Annotated in this window: 18 protein-coding genes; 15 read left to right on the top strand and 3 right to left on the bottom strand. The window is 56.6% G+C overall.

Annotation, left to right across the window (positions count from 1 at the left end; translation table 11 throughout):
• Positions 1–36: 36 nt before the first annotated feature.
• The 5 genes from AKL25_RS07130 (at position 37) to AKL25_RS07150 (ending at position 4,590) form a co-directional block, all read left to right on the top strand.
• Positions 37–1,029: a YVTN family beta-propeller repeat protein gene (locus AKL25_RS07130; RefSeq protein ID WP_050476932.1), complete on the top strand. Its 993-nt coding sequence runs from the start codon at positions 37–39 to the stop codon at positions 1,027–1,029.
• A complete protein-coding gene (locus AKL25_RS07135; protein ID WP_050476933.1) occupies positions 1,029–1,874 on the top strand; it encodes a polysaccharide deacetylase family protein in 846 nt (281 codons plus the stop codon). The genes AKL25_RS07130 and AKL25_RS07135 overlap by 1 nt, the downstream gene beginning before the upstream one ends.
• Positions 1,875–1,900: 26 nt before the next feature.
• On the top strand, positions 1,901–2,887 hold the full coding sequence (locus tag AKL25_RS07140; RefSeq protein ID WP_050476992.1) for a sterol desaturase family protein: 987 nt from the start codon (positions 1,901–1,903) through the stop codon (positions 2,885–2,887).
• A complete protein-coding gene (locus AKL25_RS07145) occupies positions 2,887–3,708 on the top strand; it encodes an EI24 domain-containing protein (RefSeq protein ID WP_050476934.1) in 822 nt (273 codons plus the stop codon). The genes AKL25_RS07140 and AKL25_RS07145 overlap by 1 nt, the downstream gene beginning before the upstream one ends.
• Before the next feature lie 72 nt (positions 3,709–3,780).
• The gene (locus tag AKL25_RS07150) at positions 3,781–4,590 is read left to right on the top strand and encodes a competence/damage-inducible protein A (RefSeq protein WP_050476935.1); all 810 of its coding nucleotides are present in this window, start codon (positions 3,781–3,783) and stop codon (positions 4,588–4,590) included.
• Between the two features lie 314 nt (positions 4,591–4,904).
• On the opposite strand, the gene AKL25_RS07155 is transcribed toward AKL25_RS07150, so the two are convergent.
• Positions 4,905–5,471 carry a phasin family protein gene (locus tag AKL25_RS07155; RefSeq protein ID WP_050476936.1) on the bottom strand — a complete coding sequence of 189 codons (567 nt, stop codon included), beginning with the start codon at positions 5,469–5,471 and terminating at the stop codon, positions 4,905–4,907.
• A gap of 224 nt (positions 5,472–5,695) precedes the next feature.
• On the opposite strand from AKL25_RS07155, the gene AKL25_RS07160 reads away from it, so the two are divergent.
• The gene (locus tag AKL25_RS07160; protein WP_050476937.1) at positions 5,696–6,598 is read left to right on the top strand and encodes a histone deacetylase family protein; all 903 of its coding nucleotides are present in this window, start codon (positions 5,696–5,698) and stop codon (positions 6,596–6,598) included.
• Positions 6,599–6,679: 81 nt separating this feature from the next.
• Positions 6,680–7,630, top strand: a complete 951-nt coding sequence (locus AKL25_RS07165) for a DMT family transporter (RefSeq protein ID WP_240475667.1) — start codon at positions 6,680–6,682, stop codon at positions 7,628–7,630.
• A 12-nt stretch (positions 7,631–7,642) separates the two neighbouring features.
• Here AKL25_RS07165 and AKL25_RS07170 read toward each other — a convergent pair whose 3' ends face one another.
• Entirely contained in the window at positions 7,643–8,437 is a 795-nt protein-coding gene (locus AKL25_RS07170) for a helix-turn-helix transcriptional regulator (RefSeq protein ID WP_050476939.1), read from the bottom strand.
• 163 nt (positions 8,438–8,600) lie between these two features.
• Between AKL25_RS07170 and AKL25_RS07175 the strand changes: the two genes are divergently transcribed.
• The 3 genes from AKL25_RS07175 (at position 8,601) to pbpG (ending at position 11,673) form a co-directional block, all read left to right on the top strand.
• Entirely contained in the window at positions 8,601–9,362 is a 762-nt protein-coding gene (locus AKL25_RS07175) for a class I SAM-dependent methyltransferase (protein WP_050476940.1), read from the top strand.
• A gap of 115 nt (positions 9,363–9,477) precedes the next feature.
• On the top strand, positions 9,478–10,410 hold the full coding sequence (locus AKL25_RS07180) for a DMT family transporter (protein WP_050476941.1): 933 nt from the start codon (positions 9,478–9,480) through the stop codon (positions 10,408–10,410).
• 144 nt (positions 10,411–10,554) lie between these two features.
• Positions 10,555–11,673, top strand: coding sequence for a D-alanyl-D-alanine endopeptidase (gene pbpG, locus AKL25_RS07185; protein ID WP_050476942.1), 1,119 nt, complete (start codon positions 10,555–10,557; stop codon positions 11,671–11,673).
• Between the two features lie 90 nt (positions 11,674–11,763).
• On the opposite strand, the gene AKL25_RS07190 is transcribed toward pbpG, so the two are convergent.
• Positions 11,764–12,558, bottom strand: coding sequence for an IclR family transcriptional regulator (locus AKL25_RS07190; RefSeq protein WP_050476943.1), 795 nt, complete (start codon positions 12,556–12,558; stop codon positions 11,764–11,766).
• Between the two features lie 920 nt (positions 12,559–13,478).
• Here AKL25_RS07190 and AKL25_RS07195 point away from each other — a divergent pair.
• The 5 genes from AKL25_RS07195 to AKL25_RS24130 all read left to right on the top strand — a co-directional run bounded on the left by AKL25_RS07195 (position 13,479) and on the right by AKL25_RS24130 (position 25,690).
• Positions 13,479–14,933, top strand: a complete 1,455-nt coding sequence (locus AKL25_RS07195) for a ShlB/FhaC/HecB family hemolysin secretion/activation protein (RefSeq protein ID WP_240475668.1) — start codon at positions 13,479–13,481, stop codon at positions 14,931–14,933.
• 25 nt (positions 14,934–14,958) lie between these two features.
• Complete coding sequence (locus AKL25_RS07200; protein WP_050476944.1) at positions 14,959–22,980, top strand: hemagglutinin repeat-containing protein; 8,022 nt, start codon at positions 14,959–14,961, stop codon at positions 22,978–22,980.
• A 12-nt stretch (positions 22,981–22,992) separates the two neighbouring features.
• Positions 22,993–23,268 carry a hypothetical protein gene (locus tag AKL25_RS24125; RefSeq protein ID WP_157050524.1) on the top strand — a complete coding sequence of 92 codons (276 nt, stop codon included), beginning with the start codon at positions 22,993–22,995 and terminating at the stop codon, positions 23,266–23,268.
• A 316-nt stretch (positions 23,269–23,584) separates the two neighbouring features.
• Positions 23,585–24,076, top strand: coding sequence for a hypothetical protein (locus AKL25_RS07205; RefSeq protein ID WP_050476945.1), 492 nt, complete (start codon positions 23,585–23,587; stop codon positions 24,074–24,076).
• 1,023 nt (positions 24,077–25,099) lie between these two features.
• A complete protein-coding gene (locus AKL25_RS24130; RefSeq protein ID WP_157050526.1) occupies positions 25,100–25,690 on the top strand; it encodes a hypothetical protein in 591 nt (196 codons plus the stop codon).
• The last annotated feature ends 43 nt before the right edge of the window (positions 25,691–25,733 follow it).

Genomic DNA, 25,733 nt, shown 5'->3' on the forward strand with positions numbered 1-25,733 from the left:
ACGATAAGATCGAAAATTTTTAAGTAAAGTTTCTTCATGCTGCATAGTTTTGCCCGGCTTTTCCGGATTTCCCGGCTTTTCTCCTTCGTGCTGTCGCTGTGCGTGCTGCTGGCTGCTCCTTCGTACGCCAACGTCGTCGTCGTTCTCAATTCGGGCGACGCCACCGTGACCCTGTTGGATCAGGCCACTTATAAGGAAATCAACACATTTTCCGTCGGCAAGGAACCGCACCATCTGATGGCGACCCCGGACAACAAGTCCCTGATCGTCGCCAGCGCCACCGGCAACCAGCTGATTTTCCTCGATCCCAAGACCGGTGAGATCCAGCGTCAGTTGCGCGGCATCATCGATCCGTATCAAATCGGCTTTTCGCCTGACCAGAAATGGTTTGTCGCCAACGGCCTGCGCCTGGACCGCGTCGACGTCTATCGCTACGACGGCCGCGATCTGGAACTGGCCAAGCGCGTGCGCCTGGCAAAGACGCCAAGCCACATCGCTTTCGACGCCGGCAGCACCACCGCTTTCATCACCCAGCAGGGCAGCAATGAGATCAGCGCCATCGATCTGGCGACTCAGCAGGTCAAATGGACCATGCCGGTCGGCAAATTGCCCGCCGGTATTTTCATGACGCCGGACAACAAATACCTGCTGGTCGGCATCATGGGCAAGGATTACGTGCAGGTCATCGACTGGCGCACGCAAAAGACAGTCAAGACGATTCGTACCGGCGAAGGCGCGCACAATTTCCGTGCACACGGCGACAAGCGCTACGTCTACGTCTCCAACCGCGTCTCCAACACGATCAACGTCATCGATCTGCAGACACTGGAAAACGTCGGCAACATCCAGGTGCCGGGCGGCCCGGATTGCATGGAAATCACCGAAGACGGCAAGACCATGTGGGTCACGCTGCGCTGGATCAAGAAAGTGGCGGTGATCGACCTGGCCAGCAAGAAGGTCATGAAGGTCATTCCGGTCGGCCGCTCGCCGCACGGCATCTATTTCTTCAATCGGGCTCCCGACCTCTGATGCAGACGCCGTCGCCAGCCAGGCCGTCTCGCCTGCGCAAGCTTGCCGCTCTGGCTGCCACGGCGGCGGTCGCAACGGCAATCTGGCCGGCGCAGGCGGCGACCGACAGCGCCGCCTCCTGCAAGGGCACGATCTACCTGAGTTTTGATACCGGCAGCCAGTCCCAGGCGGACTACATCGCCCAAACGCTCAACAAGCACCACATCAAGGCGACATTCTTCCTCGCCAACGAAAAAACCATCCACGGCGACTACACGCTGGATCCGGCCTGGGCGCCGTACTGGAAGGCCCGGGTGGCGGAGGGGCATGCTTTCGGCACGCATACCTTCGATCACGTGTACGTCCAGCGCGATCTGCCGGACGGTCGTATCGAGGTCAAACCGCAATTCGGCGCACAGGCCGGCAAGAAAGAAGTCTGGACTGCCGCGCAGTATTGCAGCGAGCTGCAGCGCGTGGCGGATCGCTTCACCGAACTGACCGGCGCCAAACTGGATCATCTGTGGCGCGCACCGGGCGGCAAGCTGACGCCGCAATTGCTGGCGGCCGGGCGCGCTTGCGGCTATTCTCATGTGGCCTGGGCTGAAGCAGGATTTTCCGGCGATGAGTTGCCGAGCGACAAATGGCCGAATGCCATGCTGCTGCAAAAAATGTTGAGTAGACTCAAGGACGGCGACATCGTGATGGCGCATCTGGGCATCTGGTCGCGCAAGGACCCGTGGGCGCCGGCGGTGCTGGAGCCGCTGATTTCCGGATTGGAGCAAAAAGGCTATTGTTTCGCCACCTTGCGCGACCATCCGGCCTACCAGGCGGCGATCAGCAAGCAGCAGACTGCCGTCATTAAATAGACATGTACTGATTGATCATGATGCACCTGATTCAAACCTTTTCAGATTTGTTCGCCACGGCCCAAGGATGGCTGTTCGAAACCCTGGTTCAGCCCGCGGTGTTCGCGCTCGGCCTGGGTGAATTCGTCGAAGAGGCATTTACCGGCACTGAGTGGTTTCTGGTCGGCGTGTGCGAGCTGGCGGTGCTGTTCGTCATCTTGCGTCCGCTGGAGTCCATGATTCCGGTGCACCCGATTACCGACAAATACGCGCGCTGGAACGATTTCATCTACACTGCCTTGCATCGTCTGGGCGCGTTTTCCATCATTGTGTTCTTCCTGCTCGATCCGGCGATGTCCTATCTCAGCGAGTTCCTGCATTGGGAAGGCTGGGGCACCTTCAACCTGGACGACGTCTGGCCCGGCGTGACCGACCAGGCGCTGGTCAGCTTCCTGTTCTACCTTGTCGTGCTGGATTTTTGCGACTACTGGTATCACCGCGCCCAGCATGGTTTCCGCTGGCTGTGGGCCTTGCATAGCCTGCATCACAGCCAGGAAAACATGAATCTCTGGAGCGACGACCGCAACCATCTGCTCGACGATCTGGTGCGCGATGTCCTGATGGGCCTGGTTGCGCTGGCGATCGGCGTGCAACCGGGGCAATACATCCTGCTGGTGTCGGCGTCGCGCATGCTGCAAAGTTTGCAACATGCCAATGTGCGCATTCACTTCGGCCGTATCGGCGAATACCTGCTGGTGTCGCCGCGTTTCCATCGCCTGCATCACGCCATCGGCATCGGCCATGAAAGCCGCGGCAAGAATTCGCTGGGCGGGCACAACTTCGCGGTGCTGTTCCCGATCTGGGACGTCATCTTCCGCACCACGCATTTCAGCAAGGCGTTTGCCATGACCGGCGTGCGCGACCAGCTGCCGCCTCCGGCCGGCAAAGGGCGCAATTACGGGCGCGGTTTCTGGGCGCAACAGTGGCTGGGACTGAAACGCATCGTCGAATTCTCTCGCCGGACTGCCCGCTGATGCGCCTGTTCGCAACCTCATTCGGCCGTGCGCTGCTGTCGCAGCTGCACATCAGGATGCTGCTGCTGACGGTGCTTCCCTTTGCGCTGTCGATCCTGATCTGGGGCGTCGCCTTGTGGTGGGGGCTGCAGCCGATGATCGACTGGCTGCAAGACTACTTCGTCGGGCATAACGGCTTCGGCGTGGCGGGCTCGATACTCAACTGGTTCAACATGGGCGCGCTGAAAACGGTGATCGTCCCCTTGATCGCCATGTGGGCCTTGCTGCCGTTGATGATACTGACGGCCCTGGTGTTTGTCGGATTGTGGGCGGTGCCGGCGATCGCGCGCCATGTCGGCAGCCGCCACTATCCGCATCTTGAACAGCGTCACGGCGGCTCCTGGTGGGGCAGCATCTGGACCTCGCTCTGGTGTTTCGCCGTCTTCGTCTTTGCGTGGATCATCACGCTGCCGGTCGCCATTTTTCCGCCGCTGGCCTTCGTGATTCATCCGGTGTTGTGGGGCTGGCTGACCTATCGCGTGATGGCCTACGACACGCTGGCCGACTATGCGACACCGGCCGAGCGGCGCGCGATCCTGCACGAACATCGCTGGCCTTTGCTGCTGGTGGGCGCGATCGCCGGCACCATGGGCGCGGCGCCGACCTTGCTATGGCTGGGCGGGGCGCTGTCGGTGATCTTTTTCCCCATCCTGGCCGCCGGTGCGATCTGGCTGTATGTGCTGGTGTTCGTCTTCACCGGCTTGTGGTTTCAATACTATTGCCTGGAAGCCCTGGGCAAACTGCGCGCCGATCATCCTGCGGCGCCTGAAACCCAAAACTAGCGATCAGCCAGCCTGATTTTTCGGATCAGGGCATAATTCCGGGTTACCACCTGCAGGAGTGAACGGATACATATGGCTATCGGACTCATCATCATCGGCGACGAAATCCTGTCCGGAAAACGCGTCGACAAGCATTTCCCCAAAGTACTTGAACTGCTTACCGCACGCGGCCTGCAACTGGCCTGGGTGGAATATGTCGGCGACGACACGGAGCGCATCACCGCGACATTGAAGAGAACCTTCGCCAGCGAAGACATCGTCTTTTGCACCGGCGGCATCGGCGCCACGCCGGACGACCATACGCGTCAATGCGCCGCTGCCGCCCTGGGCGTCGCGCTCGAACTGCATCCGGACGCCAAGGTGAAAATCCAGGAGCGCATCGCCGAGACCGCGCGCGAAGCGGGCATCACCCCGAACTACGAAGCGCCGGAAAACCTGCATCGCCTCAAGATGGGCGAGTTTCCGGTCGGTTCCTCGATCATTCCGAATCCTTATAACAAGATTCCCGGCTTCTTCGTGCCCAATGCCAGCGGCGAGGGCGCGCATTACTTCGCGCCGGGCTTCCCGGTCATGGCCTGGCCGATGTTCGAATGGGTGCTCGATACGCGTTATGAACATCTGTTCCATCGCTTGGCCTGGGCGGAGAAATCCGTTCTGGTCTACGAAATGCCGGAATCGACCGTTACGCCGCTGATGGAAGCCATCGAAGCCGAATACCCGCTGGTGAAAGTGTTCAGCTTGCCGCACGTCGGCGACGAACAGACGCGTCGCCACATCGATCTGGGCGTCAAGGGCGAGCCGTCGCAGGTGGAAGATGCGTTTCGCAAGATGGAAGAGGGACTGCGCAAACTGAACGCCGACTATCAGCCGAACAGCAAATAAAAAGATGGTGCAATGGAAGCCGGGCAGAAGCGTGCGCCGGACAGGGGAGGGGCAAAAAAATGCCCCGGCTCACCGAGGCATCAGAAACGGTATCTTAGGAGGAAAATCAGATACCGAGGAGACAAAGATTGCTCTGAGGCGCTACGGATAAAACGGGGTTTCGCCTCTTTGCTGAATTCGTGTCTTGCACAAGCGTCGTTGCGTGAAACCTTAAGAATCTTGCAGCGTTACAACTGTGTCAACGTGATGAAGCATTCGGGCAGAACAGTCATCATATCCAATTATGTCTGCCCGGGTGAGGCTTGTTGCTCAAATTATTTTTTCGAGCCGCGGCCTGTTGCTTTTACGGTCGCTTGCGACAACTGGTCAACCGCTGTCGTCACGTTGGCTTCCATTGCTTCCGCAGCCTGCTTGGCGCTCTTGGTGAGCTGCTCGTAGCCCGCATTGAAATTGCCGATCGTTGTCTTGACGAAAGAGAGCGCGCCTTCCGAACCGGCCGGCGCATTCTTCGCGGCTTCGTCGATCATCGAAATCACCTTGCGGTTGACTTCGGCAAGCTGGGATTCGGCAGTCTTGGTCAGTTCAGCCTGCGTGCTGGAGAAGATGCCGGCGACATGGCGGCCGTAAGCGATGCCTTTTTCCACGCTGGGCTGGGCTTGCGCGCTCGACAGCGAGAAAAATTCCTGGGCATCCTTGGCAGTCAGCAGCTTCTGGACTGCTTCGTGCGTTTCTTCCAGGGAAGACTTGGTTGCCTTCAAATTCAGATCCACCAGCTTTTCGACGCCCTCGAAAGTCTTGTTTGCGAACTGGCTGAACAGTGCGACTTGAGCTTCGAAGTTCGCTTTGGTAGCGGCGGAAAATTGGTCGGTGAGAGTCGTCATATTCGTGGTCCTTTGGTCTGATTAAAAAAAGAGAATGAAGGGTTCAGGGAACATGCACGCGTATTGTTGGAAACTGAATTTGTGCGGTGCACAATTCAGATTCTAGGTGAAAATACTTACAAGTCAATATTTTTTGTCGCCGATTTTTAAAAAGATTGTGCGCTGTTTTTTTAAGCCAACGCACATACTTCCGCGTCGGTTTTTTAAAGGGAAAGAAGACTGTTTTGAGAGCGTTTTACAGCGACCATTTTGTATTGCCGTTACCGGCCGGGCATCGCTTCCCGATGGTGAAATACCGCATGATTCGTGAGGGCGCGGCCGCTGCGGTGCCTGATCTGGAGTTCCTCGAAGCGGTCGCCGCCAGCGACGGCATGCTCGCACTTGCTCATCATCCGAAGTATGTTGAATTGGTGTCGACTGGTCAGTTGTCCGATCACGCGCAAAAAGAAATCGGCTTTCCCTGGTCGCCCGAAATGGTCGAACGTTCGCGCCGGTCGGCGGGCGCAACCATCGCCGCATGTCGCAGTGCAATGGAGCAGGGCGTCGCCGTCAATCTGGCCGGCGGCACGCATCACGCCTATGCCGATCATGGCGCCGGGTTCTGTGTGTTCAACGATGCCGCAGTCGCTTCCCGCCTGATGCAGGCCGAGCGCCGCGTATCCCGCGTAGCGGTTGTCGATCTCGATGTGCATCAAGGCAATGGCACTGCATCGATACTCGCCAACGACGATTCCGTTTTCACTTTGTCCCTGCATGGCGAGCGCAACTATCCCTTTGAGAAGGAGCGTAGCGATCTCGACGTTGCCTTGCCGGATGGCGTGGGCGATGTGGAATATCTATCGGCATTGCAAGACGCATTGGCGCAATTGATGCAGCGTTTCGATCCGCAATTGATCATCTATCTGGCCGGCGCCGACCCGCATGAAGGCGATCGGCTCGGCCGCATGAAGCTGAGCCTGGCCGGCCTCGCCGAGCGCGACAAGCTGGTGTTCGAACTGGGGCGTCAGCAAAAAATTCCGATCGCGGTTACGATGGCGGGCGGCTACGGAAAAAACATCGAAGACACCGTCGCCGTCCACATACAAACAATTACGCTTGCCAGTCGATACGCTGCCGACTGGCGCTGATCGCGCTGTGCCGGCCTCACGACCTGAGGTCCGCCGTCCGGCGCGTTCCGGCGGAGACAAAGGCAGTCGTTTTGGATAATCATGATTCGCGTCACCACCCGTAGTCAATCCGGTCCTCAGTCCGATCCCCAGTCAGACCCACAGCAGGACAAGCGCTCCTGGCATCCCCAGTTGCTCAATCTCGTGCCGCTGGCATTCGTGCTGATCTGGAGCACCGGCTTCATCGTCGCCAAGTTCGGTTTGCCTTATGCGCCGCCGCTGACTTTCCTGATCCTGCGCTTTACCGGGGTGCTGCTGTTTTTGCTGCCGCTGGTGTGGGTGCTGCGCGCGCCATGGCCGCGCGGCAAGCAAGCCGTGCACATCGCCATCGCCGGCATGCTCTTGCATGCTGCCTATCTGGGCGGTGTCTGGACGGCGATCAAACTGGGCATGCCCGCCGGGCTGAGCGCGCTGATCGTGGGTTTGCAACCGGTGCTGACCGCCTTCGCCGCGCCGTTCGTCGGCGAGCAAGTCAAAAGGCGGCAATGGCTGGGATTGGGGCTGGGCTTGTGCGGCGTGGGGCTGGTCGTCGCCAACAAGATTTCACTGATCGGCTTGTCATGGACGGCGATCTGGCTATGCGTGATGGCGCTGGTGAGCATCACCATCGGTACGCTGTATCAAAAGCGGTTTTGCGCCCACTTCGATCTGCGCACCGGCACCATCATTCAATTCATCGCTTCTGCGCTGGTGCTGCTGCCGTTCGCGATTTTCGCCGAGGATTTCAGTCTCGATCTGCATACGGTCACGTGGACGTCGCATTTTATCGGCGCCATGCTGTGGTCCATCCTGGCCTTGTCGATCGGCGCGATTTTCCTCTTGTTCGCCTTGATCCGCCGCAGCGCGGCAACGCAAGTCACCAGTCTGCTTTACCTGACGCCGCCGACCACGGCGGTGATGGCCTGGCTGATGTTCGGCGAGGCGTTCAGCATGGTCGGTATTGCCGGCATGGTGATCGCCGTGATCGGCGTCGCCTTCGTCGTCAGGAAATAAAGCGAACCAAAATCAGGCCGGCATCAGCGTAATCAGCTTGAGGTCCGGCCGGTTCGCCACACGAAAATTCACTTGCTGATATGTCAGGGTTCCGCGCACCGGATGCCGGAACAGGCGCTCGCCGCCTTCGCGTTCCACTACGTCCTGCAGACTCCACGCGCGTTTGAACAGACTGCTGCGTGAAGACAGCTCTTCGACCATCTGCTTGATCTGCGGATCGTCCAGATATTGTCCGCAATCGGCGCGGAATTCGCCAACCAGGCGGCGTGCGCGTTGTTCCCAATCCGTGATCAATTCTTGCGACGCCGTTGTGCAAAAGGTGAAGTAGAGCAGGTTGCTGCTTTCGCTTTTCGGACTCAGCCAGCCGGCGAATAAATTCTTTGCGGGAACGTTGCAGGCCAGCGCATTCCAATAGCGATCCAGCACATAAGCCGGCTGGCGGAAATTGCGCACCACGTCCAGGATTTCCGGCGCCACGATTTCGGCGTGGTCGTCCTGATGCACGGGATCTTTCTTTTCCGCCAACTCAAACAGATAAGCGCGCTTGGCGCGCGGCAGGTGCAAGGCGTCGGCGATGCGCGACAAGGCTTGCGGCGAGATGGAGTCGGTGCGTCCTTGTTCTATCCAGGTGTACCAGGTCACGCTGATGCCGCAGAGCTGGGCCACTTCTTCGCGGCGCAGGCCCGGCGTGCGGCGGCGCGTGCCGTGCGACAGATGGCTGAGGCCGGCCAGCGCCGGCGAGGTTTGTTCTCGTTGCGATTTGATGAATTCGCCGAGTGCCTTGCGTTTGATGTCTTCGTTTTGCATGGTGGACGGGCAGGGCGGCACGCGCCTCAGGGTAGTAGTCGGTGGGGTGAAACTATTGGTTTTGATAATAGTATAAACACTGAACTTGTACCAGAATAGAAGATCGCTAGACTAGCACTTCCCAGCCGTTTTTATTAACTCTCTTCCCCATCAGGAGCCAGGAATGCGTAGCCATAATCAAGTGATCTCAGAACAATTCGGTACCACCGCAGCGTCGTATCTGACCAGTGCCGTACATGCCCAGGGCGCAGATCTGCAAGACCTCGCGGCCTACGCTGCAGCCTATCCGCAAGCGCGCGTGCTGGATCTGGGTTGCGGCGGCGGCCATGCCAGCTTTGCCGTGGCGCCGTTTGCTGCGCAAGTGCTTGCCTATGATTTGTCGGCGCAAATGCTGGAAGTCGTACGCATTGCCGCAGAAGACCGCAAGTTGCCGAACATCGAGATCCGCCAGGGCAGCGCCGACAGCCTGCCGTTTGACGATGCAAGCTTCGATGTCGTCTGTACCCGTTTCAGCGCGCACCACTGGCGCAATCTGCCGCAAGCCTTGAAGGAAGCGGCGCGGGTATTGAAGCCGGGCGGTCGTTTCATCGTCATCGATACTGCCGCACCGGCAGATGTGCTGGCCGACACCTACATGCAGGCGATCGAATTGCTGCGCGACACCTCGCATGTCCGCAATGTCAGCATGTCGTCCTGGAAGAAGCTGATCGCACAGACCGGCTTGCAGGTGGAGTTTTCCAAGAGCTGGAAGCTGACGCTGGAGTTTTCTTCGTGGGTGGCGCGCATGCGCACGTCGCGCGAGCACATCACCGCGATTCAGTCGCTGTGGCGCGCGGCGCCTGCCGAGGTGCGGGATTACTTCAACGTCGGCGACGATTATTCTTTCGACATCGACACCGTACTGGTCGAAGCGATCAAGAAATAAGGTCTGGTAAATAATATAAATCACGACCTAAATCCATCCCAATAATATATTGGACCAAGGATGAGGCGGCGCTTAAGCTGGCGGCATTGTTTCTCACGCTAGTCGTCGCCAGCCCATGAAAGCTTCGCGCTCATCCAGCTCATCCACCTTCCTCGCCGTTCTGGCGCTCGCTGCCGCAGCGCTGTTCTGGGCCGGGAACATGCTGGTCGGCAAAGCGCTCAATCAGCAAGTCGCCCCCATGGCGCTGGCATTCTGGCGCTGGGTCCTGATCCTCCTCATCCTGGCGCCGTTCGTGCTGCGCGACGTGGTGCGGCACCGGCAGGAAATCCGCGCCGCATTGCCCTTGCTGACGCTGTTGGCGCTGCTCGGCACCGGCTTGTACAACGCGCTCATTTTCGGCGCCTTGCACTTCACCAGCGCCACCAACGCCGCCTTGCTCAACTCATCGATTCCCGTCTGGACCTTGCTGCTGTCGGCGCTGCTGCATCGACATCGTCCTGGCCGCATGGAGCTGGCCGGCGTGATCGTGTCGCTGTACGGCGTGGCGATGATCATCAGCCACGGTTCGTTCGCCGGCCTGGCAAGCTTTCAGCTCAATCGCGGCGACGGCTGGATGCTGGTGGCCATGGTGATGTGGAGCCTGTATCTGCTGCTGTTGCCGCGGCGCCCGCGCGCCTTGCCGAGCTTCGCTTACCTGTGGGTGACGGGGGCGATCGGATTGATTGCACTGACTTTTGCAATGCTCGTCAACGGAGGCGGGCAGGCGTTCGTTATACCGCTCAGCCAAAGCAGTTTGGCCGGTGTTTTTTATCTGGCGGTGTTTCCCAGCATCCTGGCGACGCTGGTATGCAATTACGGCATAGACCGTATCGGTGCCGTCAGAGCATCTCAATGCGTTCATCTGGTGCCGGTATTTGCGTCTGTTATCGCGATGGCCTGCCTCGGAGAGACGTTACACTGGTATCATGCTTTGGGTTTTATTTTTGTACTGGCGGGTCTGGTTATAGCAAATTACAGGGGTATCGCGACACAGAAAAAAGTCGCGTAGGTTTCCAAAAAGTAAAATAAAGCGCATTTCTGAAGAAAGTTGTTTAAATAGTTGCGCTAACTACCTAATTATCTTGCGATTTTTCCTTGATTTGCTACACTGCCAACAGTTTCTTGTATGTATCAATCAGGGGGAGGTTCACCAATGCTTAAATCTGCGCTAGCTGTCGTCACTACGCTACTTTTCGTGCTGGCCGGCATTTCTCCCGCACAGGCCCAAACGTCGGCCAATACCAAGAAAACAGTCGTTAAAAAGACCGTAGTCAAGCGAGCCGTCGTTAAACGACAAGCCGCTCCGAAGCGCGCAGCCTCCCAGGCCTCCCTCGATCACCGCGAAAAACTCGTCAAAAAAGTTGCTTACGTACACGGCAAGCGCCGCGTCGTTTACCAGCGCGTCGCCGCAATGCCGACCATGCCGGTCGTTCCTCCCGTGATGACCGCCGGCGACATGGCCGGCCTGAACCTGACCCAGGATCCGCTGGCGCTGCGTTCCAATGTTGCATTGGTGATCGACCAGGCCAGCTCGCAAGTCCTGTTTGAAAAGAATTCCTCCGTTGCCTTGCCGATCGCGTCGGTGACCAAGCTGATGACATCGCTGGTCGTGGTGGAAGCGCGTCAGAACATGGAAGAGACATTGACCGTCACCGATGACGACGTCGATCGTCAAAAGCACAGCAGCTCCCGCCTGCGCGTCGGTGCGCAATTGTCGCGCGACGACATGCTGCACATCGCGCTGATGAGTTCCGAAAACCGCGCCGCATCGGCACTGGGCCGCAACTATCCGGGCGGTCTGCCGGCTTTTGTCGCCGCAATGAACGCCAAGGCGCGCTCGTTGGGCATGATGGATACGCACTACGTCGATTCGACCGGCCTGTCCAGCAACAACGTCGCCAGCGCCCGTGACCTCGCCAAACTGGTAGTCGCCGCTTACAACTATCCGATCATCCGTCAATACTCCACCGACGCCAAATACATGGTCGAACCCAGCGGCCACGCCCTGCAATACGCCAGCTCCAACCGTCTGGTCGCCAGCAAGGACTGGGACATCGGCCTGCAAAAGACCGGCTATATCAACGAAGCAGGCCACTGCCTGGTCATGCTGACCAAGATCGAAGGCCGTTCGGTGGTGATGGTGTTCCTCGACTCCAAGGGCAAGCTGTCGCATGTCGGCGATGCCGCCCGCATGCGCAAGTGGCTGTCCGAACAAGGTCCGCAAAATCTGACCCGCGTGAACCTGCGCGGCGGACGTGCAGACGAAGGCTGATTCAGATCAACTCGGCAACGTCCGATGAATAAAAAAAGGCGAACCGGGGTTCGCCTTTTTTATTGCCCGGGTCCGGGACAAGCCGCGTGATTAAGTTGCGCCGTCCTGCTGGCTCACGAAGCCCAATGCCGATGAGATCTGCGCGGCAGTCGTGATCAGGTCTTCCACCCAATCTTCCTGCAGTCGGTCGGCCGGCGCCGAGATCGACAAGCCCGCCACCAGCTTGCCGGAGTCGTCGCGGATGCCCGCCGCCATGCAGCGCACACCCAGTTCCAGCTCTTCATTGTCGCGTGCGTAGCCGAGTGCGCGCACCATGCTCAGTTCACGTTCCAGTTTGCTGAGATCGGTGATCGAATTCTTGTTGTGTCCTGCGAGTCCGGTGCGCGTCGCGTAAGCGCGCACGGCCTTGGGATCGTCAATCGACAGGAACAGCTTGCCGGTCGAGGTCAGATGCAAGGGCGCGCGGCCGCCGATGGCGCGCACCACCTGCATGCCGGAGCGCTCGGAGAAGGAGCGATCGATGTACACGATCTCATCGCTCTGGCGGACCGACAAATTGATCGTTTGATGCGTCTTGCGATGCAGGGCGCGCATGAAGTCAAGCGCGGCTTCACGTACGCTGAGGCGGCTCTTGACGATGTTGCCCAGCTCCAGCAAACGCATGCCGAGGCGATACGTGCCAGGCTCGGAACGGTCGACGAAACGCTTCACCACCAGATCGTTAAGGATGCGGTGGGCGGTCGACGGATGGAGTTTGGTCGCAGCCGATAATTCCTTCAGGCTGACCGGATCCGGATACATTGCCAGAGCGTCCAGCAGAGACACCATGCGCTCAATGACCTGAATCGATATCGCGCCTGTCTCGTCTTGGGCTTCTTTTTTCATATCGGTGTTTGATGCATTGCAATAGGTTCTTTATACCACATTGTGAAACACCGCAGAAGGCGATGCGCTAAGAGGAGGCGTTTTCAGGTGTTTCCAGTAGTTTTACCAGCGTCAAAATGAAACGGCTTTTCGATATACACCAGCGACCGTTGTCACGGTGGGGCGTTCTTATCGTTTGCGTGGATTCAGTGATTGATGGTTGCTGACTTATCTGACGGAGAGTTGCTATCGGCATCATCAACGTGTTGCAAGAACATTAATTGCTATCAGGCATATGTTGAGAAATGGATTAAGCGAAGAGGATCTTTTTTAATATTTAAATGCGAGTAAGGTGATGAAAACTCTACGCTGACACTACGAGAGTTATCGTTTTTCGGTGTGTTTTAAGCTATCAACATACTAATTAGTATATTGTTTTTATTGATATAAATGCATTTATCTCTTTCCTATTTCAATTTGTTATCGATAAATAATAAATAAATGATAATAAAAATAATGCGAGCTGTTGTATTTTCAATGTTTCTTCACAAAAACTAACATTCCCATAAATCAAGAATGTGATCTGCGGATAAAATCCCGCCCGGCAACAAATTTAAAGAACCAATAAGAATTTCCGGGGTGTGGTTTTGCATTATCAGAACAAGAAGTTTTCTTACGGCAAGTGTTTCGCGAGCTTTCTATTAATCGGCGCAGCAGTGCACCTTGGCGCTGCCGCCCAGACTGTTCAGACATCCGAGAGTGAAGAGCAACGCCGACGTGCCCGTGCTGAAGCAGCCGAGCGCGAACGACTGGCGCGCGCACCTAAAGTTGAACTGCAAACAAGCGGGGCTGTTCCGGATTCGTTGGCGCTTCCGACTGAAACTCCCTGTTTCGCCATCGAACATTTCACTTTGCATGTTCCAGAACAGCTGCCCGCGCCGATGCGCGCATTGGGGGCCAGTACGCTCTCGCAGGATCCGTTTCGGTTCGCTCAGCAATATCTGGAGCAATACACTGGCGCTTGCATCGGCAAGGAAGGTCTCAACCTGATCGTCAAACGCCTGACGGCGCTGATTCTCTCCAAGGGTTACAGCACGACGCGCCTGGGGATTCCGGCGCAGGATTTGTCCAGCGGCACGCTGACGCTGACTTTGGTGCCGGGTGTGATCCACGCCATCCGTTTTGCCGATCCCTCCCTGTCCGGTACTTGGAAGAACGCCTTTCCGACAGGTCCAGGCCAACTGCTCAACCTGCACGACATCGAGCAAGGACTTGAGCAGATGAAGCGGGTGCCGAGCCAGGAAGTCGACATGGAGATCGTCCCCGGGGATTTGCCCGGCGAGAGCGACGTGGTGATCACCGTCAAGCGCATCAAGCCATGGAAGGTTACCGTTTCTCTGGATGACAGCGGCGCCAAAGGCACAGGCAAATTGCAGACGGGCGTGAACGCTGCACTGGACAACGCGCTCGGCGCCAATGACCTCTTCAACTTCGGCGTCAATACCGATGCCGATCGCAAGGGCGAACAACGCGGCACGACCGGCGGCAACGTCTACTACGCCATTCCCTACGGCTATTGGACCTTCTCGGTCTACGCCAGCAGCTACGACTATCACCAGCAAATCGCCGGTTTGTATCAAACCTTCGTGTCCAGCGGCAAATCGCGCAGCCTCGAATTCACGACGCAACAGCTGTTCTATCGCGACCAGTATCAAAAACACAGCTGGCAATTCAAGGTCGGAAAGCGCTGGAGCCATTCCTACGTCGACGACACCGAGCTGGAAGTGCAGCGCCGCAATACCACCTTTGCGGAACTGGCGTGGGTGCACACGCGCTATATCGGTGACGCCCAGCTCAATCTGACGCTGGCCAATCGCTGGGGCGTGTCGTGGTTCAACGGCCAGCCGGACCTGGAGCCGCGTACCACCGATGCGCCGACCTATCGCTATACCTTGCAAACGCTCGATGCCAGCCTCTATGCGCCGTTCAAGTTGTTCGGCCAATCGTTCAACTACATCGGCGCCTTGCGGGCGCAAGCCACACGCTCCGCCTTGTTCCAGTCGGAACAATTCTCCATCGGTAACCGCTACACCGTGCGCGGTTTCGACGGCGAACAAACGCTGGCCGCCGAGCGCGGTTTCTACGTGAGAAATGAACTTGAAATACCGCTGGCGCAAAGCAAACAGTCCCTGTATGTCGGGCTCGACGCCGGACGCGTGTTCGGCCCGAGCGCTCAGTATCTGCTGGGCGACAAGATGGTCGGTGCGGCGGCAGGTATCCGCGGCGGCGTCGCCGGGCTGCGTTACGACGCCTTCCTCAGTTGGGCATTGGTGAAGCCGGACGGACTCAAGACCGCCACACCAGCAGCCGGTTTCAGCGTGAGTTACCAGTATTGATCAATCGAACAAGACGAAGAATAAAATGAACAAGCAAGCTTACCGCGTCATCTTCAACGTGCGTCGCGGCGCACTCATGGCCGTCGCAGAGAACGTCTCCAGCCAGGGCAAGAGCCCATCGGAAAGCGCCGGCGCAGGCGCCGTGGCGCCATCGGCAAGAACCGGCTGGATGCGGCTGGCGCAGCTGGGCGTGATGATTGCCGTCCTGTTCGGCGGCGTGACCGTGGTGCAGGCGCAGATCGTGGCTGATCGCAACGCCGCCAGCCGTCCGGTCGTCGATCAGTCGGCCAACGGCAAGCCCGTGGTGCAAATTGTGACGCCCAACGCCGCCGGCGTTTCGCATAATCGCTACGACCAGTTCAACGTGAACCAGGGCGGCGCCATCCTGAATAACTCAAGTACGGTGACGCAGACGCAGCAGGCCGGCTACATCAATGGCAACGCAGCGCTGGCCAACGGCAGCGCCCGTCTGATTCTCAACGAAGTGACCGGCGCTTCCCGCAGCCAGCTCAACGGTTATATTGAAGTGGCGGGTCAAAGAGCCGAAGTCATTGTCGCCAACCCCAACGGGATCTCCTGCAGCGGCTGCGGCTTCATCAATACCAGTCGCGGGGTGCTGACCACCGGCACACCGGAATTCGCCGCAGACGGCAGCCTTTCGAATCTGCGCGTGACACGCGGCGATATCACAATCGACAGCGGCGGTTTGAACGGCGCGGGAATCGACCGCGTCGATCTGATTGCACGCAGCGTGCAAGTCAACGGCCAGTTGTGGGGCGACCAGCTCAACGTCGTCACAGGCGCCAATCTGGTGAACTACGCCAACCTCGGCGTGCAAGTGATCCAGGGACAAGGCAGTGCGCCGACAGTGAGCATCGACCTGGCGCAACTGGGCGGCATGTATGCGAACAAGATCAGGCTGGTCGGCACGGAGGCGGGCGTCGGTGTGCGCAGCCTCGGCGCCATCGCTGCACAAGCCGGCGACATCAGCATCGACAACAACGGCAAAGTTACGCTCAACGGAAGCACCACCGCAAGCGGCAACATCGCGATCAACAGCCAGGGCGACGTGAGCAACGGCGGCAACCTGTATGCGCAGCAGGCAGTGCAGGTCAATGCAACAGGCAGCGTCAGCAACACCGGCGTGCTGGCCGCGCAGGGCGATGTCACGGTGCAGGCACACGATATCGCTTCATCAAATTCGATGGCGGCCGGTGTCGATACGTCCGGCAACGCTGCAGCCAACGGCAAGCTGAGCCTGACGGCGACGGCGGGCATAGACAACACCGGCGGCAATCTCTACGCCAAGGACTCGTTGACGGTGCGTGCGGGCGCCGACGTGACGAATTCCAACGGCGTGATCCACAGCGACAACAACATTGACATTGCCGCTACCGCTGCGCTGACAAACGTCGCCGGGCGCATCGAAGCAAACGGCAGCACGGCGGCGCTGACGCTGGCGGCGGCAAGCCTCGACAACAGCGGCGGCCGCATCGCCAATAGCGGAACCGGCCTGACGCAGATTGACGGCGGTGCGCAGATCGTCAATGCCAATGCTGCCCAAGTGGCAAATGGCGGCGTCATCGGCGGCAACGGCAACGTGCAGCTGCGGGCACTGGCGATGAACAACAACCTCGGCGGGCAGATCAACGTCGGCACCGATCTTTCCTTGCAGTTTGCGACGCTGAGCAACACCGGTGACATCAGCGCCACCCGCGACCTGAGCATTGCGGTGACCAATGCCTTCGCCAACGCCAACACGGGCATGCTCAGTGCAGTGCGCAACCTGAGTCTGACGGCCGACAGCGTCGACAACAAAGGCTTGATCAATGCCGGCGCCACGACGGTGGTGCGCGCCACGACGACGTTCAACAATACCGGCAGAATCTACGGCGAAGACGTCGCGCTGGGGGCGCAAACCTTCACCAACAATGTCGACGCCACGACCAATATCGCGGGCGTGGTGGCCTCCCGCAACAGCATGCAGATCGGTGCAGCGCAGGTAAGCAATAGTGAACATGCGTTACTGCAAAGCCTGGGTGACATGAGCATTGCCGGTGCGCTGGATAGCAACAATCAGGCTACAGGCAGCGCGACGAGCATCATTAATGAGTCTGCAACGATCGATGCCGGCGGCGCATTGAATCTGCAAACGGCTTCGCTGATCAACCGGAATAATCATTTCAGTACGACGGTGCAAGATGATCCTGCGTTGACCAGGCATGTCACCCAGTATGCATACTGGGCTGCGCCTGATACCTGGTTCGACGCTAACCAAGTTACCTGGAGCGATAGCGGTGGCGGCGGTATCGTTCTGGTCATTCCGGACGGCAATCGGTTTGAGCAATTCTATAAACGTGACTACACGGAAGTGGTTCAGAAAACAGTCGTGCTGAGCAGCGATCCAGGGCGAATCAGCTCCGGTGGCAACATGCTGTTGTCGGGTAACGTAACGAACGACAAGAGCTTGATGGTCGCGGGCGGAACGTTGAGCGGTTCGGTCGGCGCGATTAACAACATCGGCGCCACTGGCACCGAGACCACCATCTGGCACATGACCGCCAACGAGAACTACTATCACTGGGTCAGCGGTCATCCGCATACCAATTACTACACCTATAATCAGGACGGTAATCCTTACGATAACGTGCAGGCATCGACCACAATGGATCTGTCGGTGGCGAGCGTGCAGCAGAACACTGCGCCTGCAGGCATCGCCAATGCTGCCGCAAGTGCCGGCAGGCCCAATGCCGGCAGCGGCATGATTTCCGGGTCATTGCCTGGTCTGGTGGTGCCTGGAAATGGTTTGTTTCCTCAGGTCACCCAACCCGGCCTCAACTACCTGATCGAAACCGATCCTAAATTCACCAGCTATAAAACCTTCGTCTCCAGCGACTACATGCTGAGCCGCCTTGCACTCAATCCACAGACGATACAAAAACGTCTGGGCGACGGCTTTTATGAGCAGAAAATGATCGGCGACCAGATCACCGAATTGACCGGCAAGCGCACGCTGGCGGCTTACAACACGGCCGAGGATCAATACAAGGCCTTGATGGACGCCGGTGTAGCGACGGCCTCACGCTTCCAGCTCACGCCGGGCATTGCATTGACCGATGCGCAAATGGCGGCATTAACGTCCGACATCGTCTGGTTGGTGAACAAGCCGGTGACGCTGCCTGACGGCACGCAAACTCAGGCACTGGTGCCAGTGGTGTATCTGAGCCGGGTAAGCACCGAAGACATCGCTCCCTCCGGTAGCCTGGTCTCCGCCAAAGACATCAACCTGACCATCAACGGCAGTCTGAACAACGGCGGTACGCTGCTGGCATCGAACAGCATGATCGTGCAGGCAACCGATATCAGGAATACCGGCAGCATCCAGAGTTCGGATACAGCGGGAACGGTATCGTTGACCGCCAGCAATGACGTGGTCAGCAGCGGCAGCATCAGCGGCAATCGTGTCGGTATTCTGGCGGGGCGCGATGTGACGTTGGCGACCACTACGGCGTCGAACATGGCCACCGATGGACTCAATACCAAGATTGACCAGGTCAGCAGCGTCAATGCCGGCCAGTTGACCGTACAGGCGGGGCGCGATGTCAACCTGGCGGCGGCAGCGGTGAACACGACCGGGAGCGCGAGTTTCGCCGCAGGGCGCGATGTGAATTCGACAGCGGTTAAAACACAGGACAGTTATAACGTCACCTTCAACAGCGACAATCACCTGAATGAGAGCTCGACCCAGGTGTTTGGCACGGCGATCGCTACTGGTGGTGCATTGACGCTGTCCGCGGCGCAAGACATCAACACGCAGGCTGCCTATGTCAATGCAGGCGGAGCATTGACCGCGACCGCCGGACGCGATGTCAACCTGGGCGCCGCGCAGCAAGGAAGCAGTGTCGATCAGGCGATTTACACCACATCGAAAGGATTGTTCTCTTCTTCGTCTTTTCGGGCGCAGAGAAGCGATAGCTCGACAACCAGCGTTGGCAGTACCTTGTCGGGAGACACCGTCAATGTACAGGCCGGCAACAATCTGAACGTCATCGGCAGTAGCGTGGTCGGAACCGGTGATGTGAGCCTGAACGCCGTCAACAACGTCAACATTGTTACCTCGCAAAATACCAGCAACAGCAGATTCGAAGTCCAATCCAAAAAATCCGGACTCTTTGCGAGCGGTTTGACGCTGTCGCTGGGGAGTTCCTCGCAGAATCAGCTGCAGGTCAACAACTCCGTCACGAACAACGCCAGTACGGTGGGCAGCACCGGCGGCAATGTCACGATTACCGCAGGTAAAGATGCTGCTGTCAGCGGCAGCAATGTGATTGCAGGCAAAGCGGTAGCAGGAACCGGGGGCGGCATCTCGATCACCGCGCAGAACATCACCATTGACCCCAGCCAGGATATCGCGCACGTTGAACAAAGCTACGATATTCGTCAACGCGGTATCGGTTTGACCCTGGTCGGTACGCCTTACGATACCCTCAAGAATATGCTTGCCATCGGTAATGGCGGCGGCAGCAAGGCGCAGAAGGCCAAAGCTGCAGGAGATGAAATGGGTGCATCGGCGCTTTCGACGCCGCAACTTGCGCTCACGATTGGCAGTAGTTCCTCCAGCGGTTTTGCGAGGCTCGACAGCATCACCAACAACGGCAGTACGCTTACCGCCGCGGGTGACTTGCGCTTGACGGCAACCGGCAACGGCAGTGTCGATGCTTCCGGTCGGGCTGTTGACGGCAATATTTCGATTCAGGGAAGTCAATTGACGGCAGGAGGCGCTGCTATTCTCAACGCGGCCAACAACGTCAACATCGTCGCGGCGACGAACAGCACGGTGCAAGACAGCAGCACTTCCTCTTCCAGCAGTTCCATCAACTTCGCCGCAGCGGATTGGGGAACCTTGGGGCGAAGTTTGTCGGGCGGTCCGAACCAAGGCGGCACCAGCATGTCCCCGATCGGCGTTGCACACGCAAACGGTAACGGTTCCGGCGTAACCACCACTCAAGTGAGCAGCGGTATCGGCGCCGGCAGCATCGATATCAACAGCCATACCGGCGACATCAATGTGGCGGGCTCCAGCATCGTTGGCGACAACGATGTGTCCCTGCTGGCTCAGCAGGGCAAGATCAATATCAACGCCGGCCAAAATGAGCAGGTTTCGCACCAAGACAACAACAGCACTGCTTTCGGCAATCTGGGAAGCAGCAACAATGGCACCGCCACCACGGTCGGCTACCGCAGCACCAGCGACACGGTCGACAGTAATCAGCAACTGCAAAACCCGGTCCGCAGCCAGATCGTCAGCAACAACGGCAATGTCTCGGTTGACGCGAAACAGGATCTGAACATTCGAGGCACCGATTTGTCGGCCGCCAACAATGTGACGCTGATCGGACAGAACGTCAGTCTGGACGCGGGTACAGACACCAGCCAAAAAACCGAGGCGCACAAGAGCAACCAGATTGGCGTCACCATGAGCGTGGGTGGGGTAGCAGGGCAGATCACCCAGGTGACCAATGCTGCATTGGCTGCCCAGGCCAGCGGCGACAGTCGCCTGACCGGACTGTATGGCGCCCAGGCCGGCATCATGGCCGCCACCGCCGCCAAAGGCATCACGACTGACGGCACCAGCTCGCCTCAGTTGGTCAAAGTAACAGTTGCACTGGGGACCAGCAACAGCGAAAGCCAAAGCAACAGCCGGGCGACACAACAGCAGGGCAGCACTCTGGCCGCAGGTAACCTCATGACAATTCTCGCTACCGGCAACGGCCAGACCGACGCGCAGGGCAAAGCTGTCGATGGTGATATCAATCTGATGGGCACGCAAGTTAGCGGCAAAGACGTCCATATAGTGGCGGCACGTGACATCAATGCCATGAGCGCCACCGACACGACGAGTAATCGCAGTAGCAGCAACTCCAGCGGCGCCTCGATTGGCGTTGGGGTAGCGTTGGGCGGCGACCAGAATGGTTTTACGCTGGAGCTGGGTGCTACCAAAACCAATGCCGTTGCCAATGGCGAATCGACGGTCAACCACAACACGCACATCACCGCCAGCGACACGCTCTCCGTCACCGCCGGGCGTGACGCCAATTTGCTGGGCGCGCAATTGCGCGGCGACACCATCACGGCAGATGTAGGCCGCAATCTGAACATCGCCAGTCAACAAGACAGCGACACCTATCACAGCCAACAAAACAGTGAAGGCGTGGGCGTGAGCTTGTGCATTCCGCCGTTCTGCTTTGGCAATATGGTCTCGGCCAGCGGCAGTGTGGAAAGCGGCAACATCGACAGCACCTACAAAAGCGTCAACGAGCAAAGCGGCATCTACGCCGGTAACGGCGGCTACGACATCCACGTCAACAGCAACACCGACTTGAAGGGCAGCGTCATCGCCAGTGCGGCGACTGCCGACAAGAACAAACTGACCACAGGAACACTCACCACCAGCGACATCGAAAACAAGGCCGAATACAGTGCCAGCAATGGCGGCGCATCGCTGAGCGTGACCACCGGCAAGGTCGGCGTGGCACAAAACGTACTGAACAATGTCGTGTCGAATCTGGCCGCCAATAGTCAGAATCCGCAGCAAGGCAACGCAGAAAGTACGACTAAGAGCGCCATCAGCAACGGCACGGTCGTGATTACGGACTCGACGGGGCAACAGCAGAAGACAGGGCAAACTGTCGAGCAGACCATTGCCAGCATTAACCACGATACGGCGAACGCCAGTGCCCCGATTGACAAGATATTCGACCTGCAAAAGATTCAGCGGGATCAGGAAGTGGCTAAGGCGACGAGTCAGTTGGCGCAGCAGATTGCTCCGCTGCTGTATGAAAAAGTGGGAGATTGGTTGCAGACGAATGACGCCGATACTTCGACTAAAGTGGCTGTGCACGCACTGATAGGTGGCTTGATGACCAAGGCCATGGGAGGGGAGTTCGGTACTGGTGCAGCAGGCGCCGCAGCGGCTGAATTGGCAGTGCAAATGTTCGGTAAAGATATTTTGGGAATGGAAGACATAAGTCCCGAAGACAAAGCTGCATTGGTGCAATTGCTAGGGCTGGTTGTCGCCAAGGCGACTACACAGCTTGCAGGTGGAACAGCAACAGACGGTAACGCTGCGGGGCTGACTGCAAAACTTTCAACAGAATTTAACTACCTGAGGCACCAAGAACGCAAGGATCTGAACAAAGCAAAGAGCGATTGCTATTCCAAACGCGATAAAAAAAGTTGTGACACCGCCGAGGTATTGCAGAAAAAAGATGAAGCGTCTAACCGAGCTTTAGAGCAATCGATCGCTGCTTGCGAGGGCGAGGCCTGCAATAAAGTAGCGCAATATATCAAAGATGAGATGGCCAAGTTGGGTTGTGCAATTCCTAACCTTTGCCCTGACAACGAGACGCTTCATGCTTATTGGGAAGCTGCACAAGCTAAGGCTCAGGGGCTGCTTCCAGTCTATGTAGAGGCTTGGTTGATGGATGCCAAAGCTGCTTATGACGTGAGTAAAATCGCATTTAACGTCTTGAGAGCATTGGGGCCAGGGGCTACAGAGCTAGCGATTGCAGAAGCGATCGTCAAGGCGACAACGGACGCTGCAAAGAGCAATAATTTCTACAGGGATGGTGTAGAGCTTCCGCAGGCGTTGAAGGCTTCCACGGGAAAGGCAATTCAAGCTAATCCGGATAAAACAACGACTGTTTTGGGTACTTGGATTGATGACACCAATAGTATTATTAATCAGCAAATTGGAATTCCGAAAAATATGGGATACCTTGATCCCAAAGTTGGAGGTTTCAATTTGTTAAACACACCAGATGAGTTATATAACGCATTGGGCCCAACTCAATTTTGGGAGCAGGTAAATCGCCCATTTTTAGATGCTGCGATTCGCCGAGGCGATGATATCGTCTTGGCAACAAATCCAACGAGCTATGTGTTAGTTAAAAACGGCGTTCAAACGGGTTTTGGTAAAGAGTACCAATATCTACTGGCAAATGGCTACCGCTACGATGCCGCAACGGGCTACATGATTAAGAAATAAGGTGAAATTAAATTGAGTAATAGCGAATTGGATTCCGAAATAGCGAACGGTTATGTCTCGGCGGCTTCTCTGAAAGAATTTAGGGATGCTGAAATTTATGGAACAGCCGCGCCTATGCAGTGGCTTGAGAAGAGGCTTCGTGTTCTGGAAAAACTAATTACAGAAGGGCAAAGTCTTAAGGTATACGATGGGACAACGTACATGGTCATTCAAGAGAAGTCAGAATTCTATAGGTGGTCTGAAAATGTTTTTCCGGATGCCTCTAGGTGCTTTTCTGCTGATAAATAATGGCACCGTTAATTTGCCCGCAAAATGGAATCTCTTCAATTGATGTTGCTCTAGGCCGATAAGTAATTCAACCGTTGCAAAGTGAATGACTCCACCTTTTCACAACACGATCTGCGGAGCACATCTCACGCCCCCTGAGATCATTGAGGAAGGCGGAAAACGCTATGTCTGTTCAGAATTTGAAGAGCCGTGAGCGATAGGATTTATAGCATCTATGTACCAGGCTTCGCTTCCGAAGCACTTTCTAAAAATAAAAAAGATCTACGAATTTCTTCTGTAGATCGATTGCCGTCTTAGTAAGAAAAATTAAATTCACATGAAAACTCTAAAATACTTACTGATCACCACTTGCATCATCATATGCACCGCCTGCGCCTCAGGAAGTCAAAAACCGGTTGTCGGTCCGGCAGCCACGTTGTACATATCGGATCCGGATTCATATGGTGTCTACGCGACTCTGGGTTTTACGGATTGCGGGATTTCCTTCATCAACGACTGCGATCGCTCGAAGGGGTATGTCAAGGGAAGCAACAAGCAAAGTTCTGGATGGAAAATGTCTGCGCCGACTCCAGGCAGAGCAGTACTGCTCAATGCGGATTGGATGGCAAGCAAGAGAGAAGTTTGTCATTTTGAGGCGATCTTTAAGCCCAAGCCCGACAATACCTATTTGCTTGTCGTATCGCTCATCAAACAGACGGAATTCTGGAGTGCGGCCCAATGCAAGGCGGAGTTCCTCAATACAACGGATCCGGAGAACGTAGTGCCTGTCGAACTCTTTCCGTGCAAGCTCTATGCATTTTGTAAATAGGATTTCTGTTTTACTGCTCAGTTGGGCGGAGCCTTGCTTATCCTGAGGACAAGTCCGCGACGGTGAAGCGCATCAACAGATATGCTGAGAGATACGCAGCTACGGTATTTGATTCTTGTAGCCAGGACAGTTTCGGTCAGCCTCCACTTGGGCATCACGCGCATAATCCTTTCGCTACTGTGGCACGTATGTTCACAATATTGGATGGCCTGACTGACATGACGGCAATCGGCCAGCAACGGACATATAGATTTGTATTGCTACCTATGACTCCTGAACAGCGAGCTGCACGAGTGCGAAAATTGGTCAGTTCGGCCAAGGCGCTATTGACATTACAGGTCGGACTTTTTGTTGGGGCTAGCCGCATTGAGAACGTGCTCCGAACCCTTGGTCCTGAGTTCGATACTAAGCACAAGATATTTTCAGAATTCGAGCGGAGTGTCTATCGCTGAGTACAGAAGGAGAGTTCAAGGCAGGAGCTTACGAGCCCAGGGTTATCAGCCAAGATAGCAAGTGTTCGGAAACTGTGAAAATCCCACGGAGTAAGAAAGCAAATTAGACTTCGTCTCCGCAACGCCAGCCAGCCGCAGCGGAAAGAACAGAAAATATATGACTGAACCTTGCCTAGACTATGTTTATTGTTGAGGATGAAATCCACTCAGAGTGGTGCGGAGAATTCAGCACCCGTAATGCGGCCATAGCAGCTCTCTTAGCACTTAGTAAGCTGCCGTGGAATAGCCCACTTAATGCCTGTCCATGCATGAGCTGGCAAACTTGCGGTCGTGACTATGCGCTCGTTGAATTCGATACCGCTTTCAATCCATGGGAAGAGCTATCCAGAACGCTGATTTTCTCAATTTCATCTAAGGGCATATCCTGGCACTCAAAGTTGCCGAATATATAGTTGCCATTGGTATGGAGGCTTAGAAAACATCCAACCAAGAACAGCGTGGGCGAGTGAGTCAGCTCGTTACCAACGTCCGCAACCGGCCAACACCGGCCTTTGAACTAATTGGAGTTTTTGTGTCTGAAATTACCGAATTCATCGAACACTACACCCCTTCGGGGCATGAAAGAATTGCGTTCGCTTGGAACGGGAAGCACGCCGAAGAATTTATCGACGCAAATCAATCGTTTCGCTGGACCGTTGTACAGGAATGCCTCGCGAATTCCGAGCGAGTGCCGTTGCCCCTGCTTGAAAATCTGTTTCTTGCCGATGCAGATTGGGCGGTACAGGCTTGGGGTGCACCAGGACATTTCGCACCGCTTGGGGGTGCATTGTTGGTTCGTGGCGGGAGCGCCGCGCTTGAGTCATTCTCAAAAGGTTTTAATGCGTCATTTGATACCTTTGGTGCTTGCCACGAAATTCAGCTTCCAGAGAGTTTATTGCCTTCGCTAATAACCTCAGTACATGAAATGCAAGAGCACGTCACGGATGAACATCAGACAGCTAGACTAGACAGCACGCTTGAACTATTTCAAAAGCTCCAACAACCGAATGTGGCCACTGGTTGGGTGAAAATTGTACCTGGGACGGAAGTTTCGGATATTCAAATTGTAAGGCCTCGTTGGTACCGTAAGGCTTGGGAATGGTTTCTCCGTAAATCTAGCTAGAGTTGGATGAAATCTGACGTTTTGGACGGCCGCAATCGGCCAG

It is taken from the genome of Herbaspirillum rhizosphaerae, from assembly GCF_001189965.1.
In the GTDB taxonomy this organism is placed as follows: Bacteria; Pseudomonadota; Gammaproteobacteria; order Burkholderiales; family Burkholderiaceae_D; genus Herbaspirillum; species Herbaspirillum rhizosphaerae.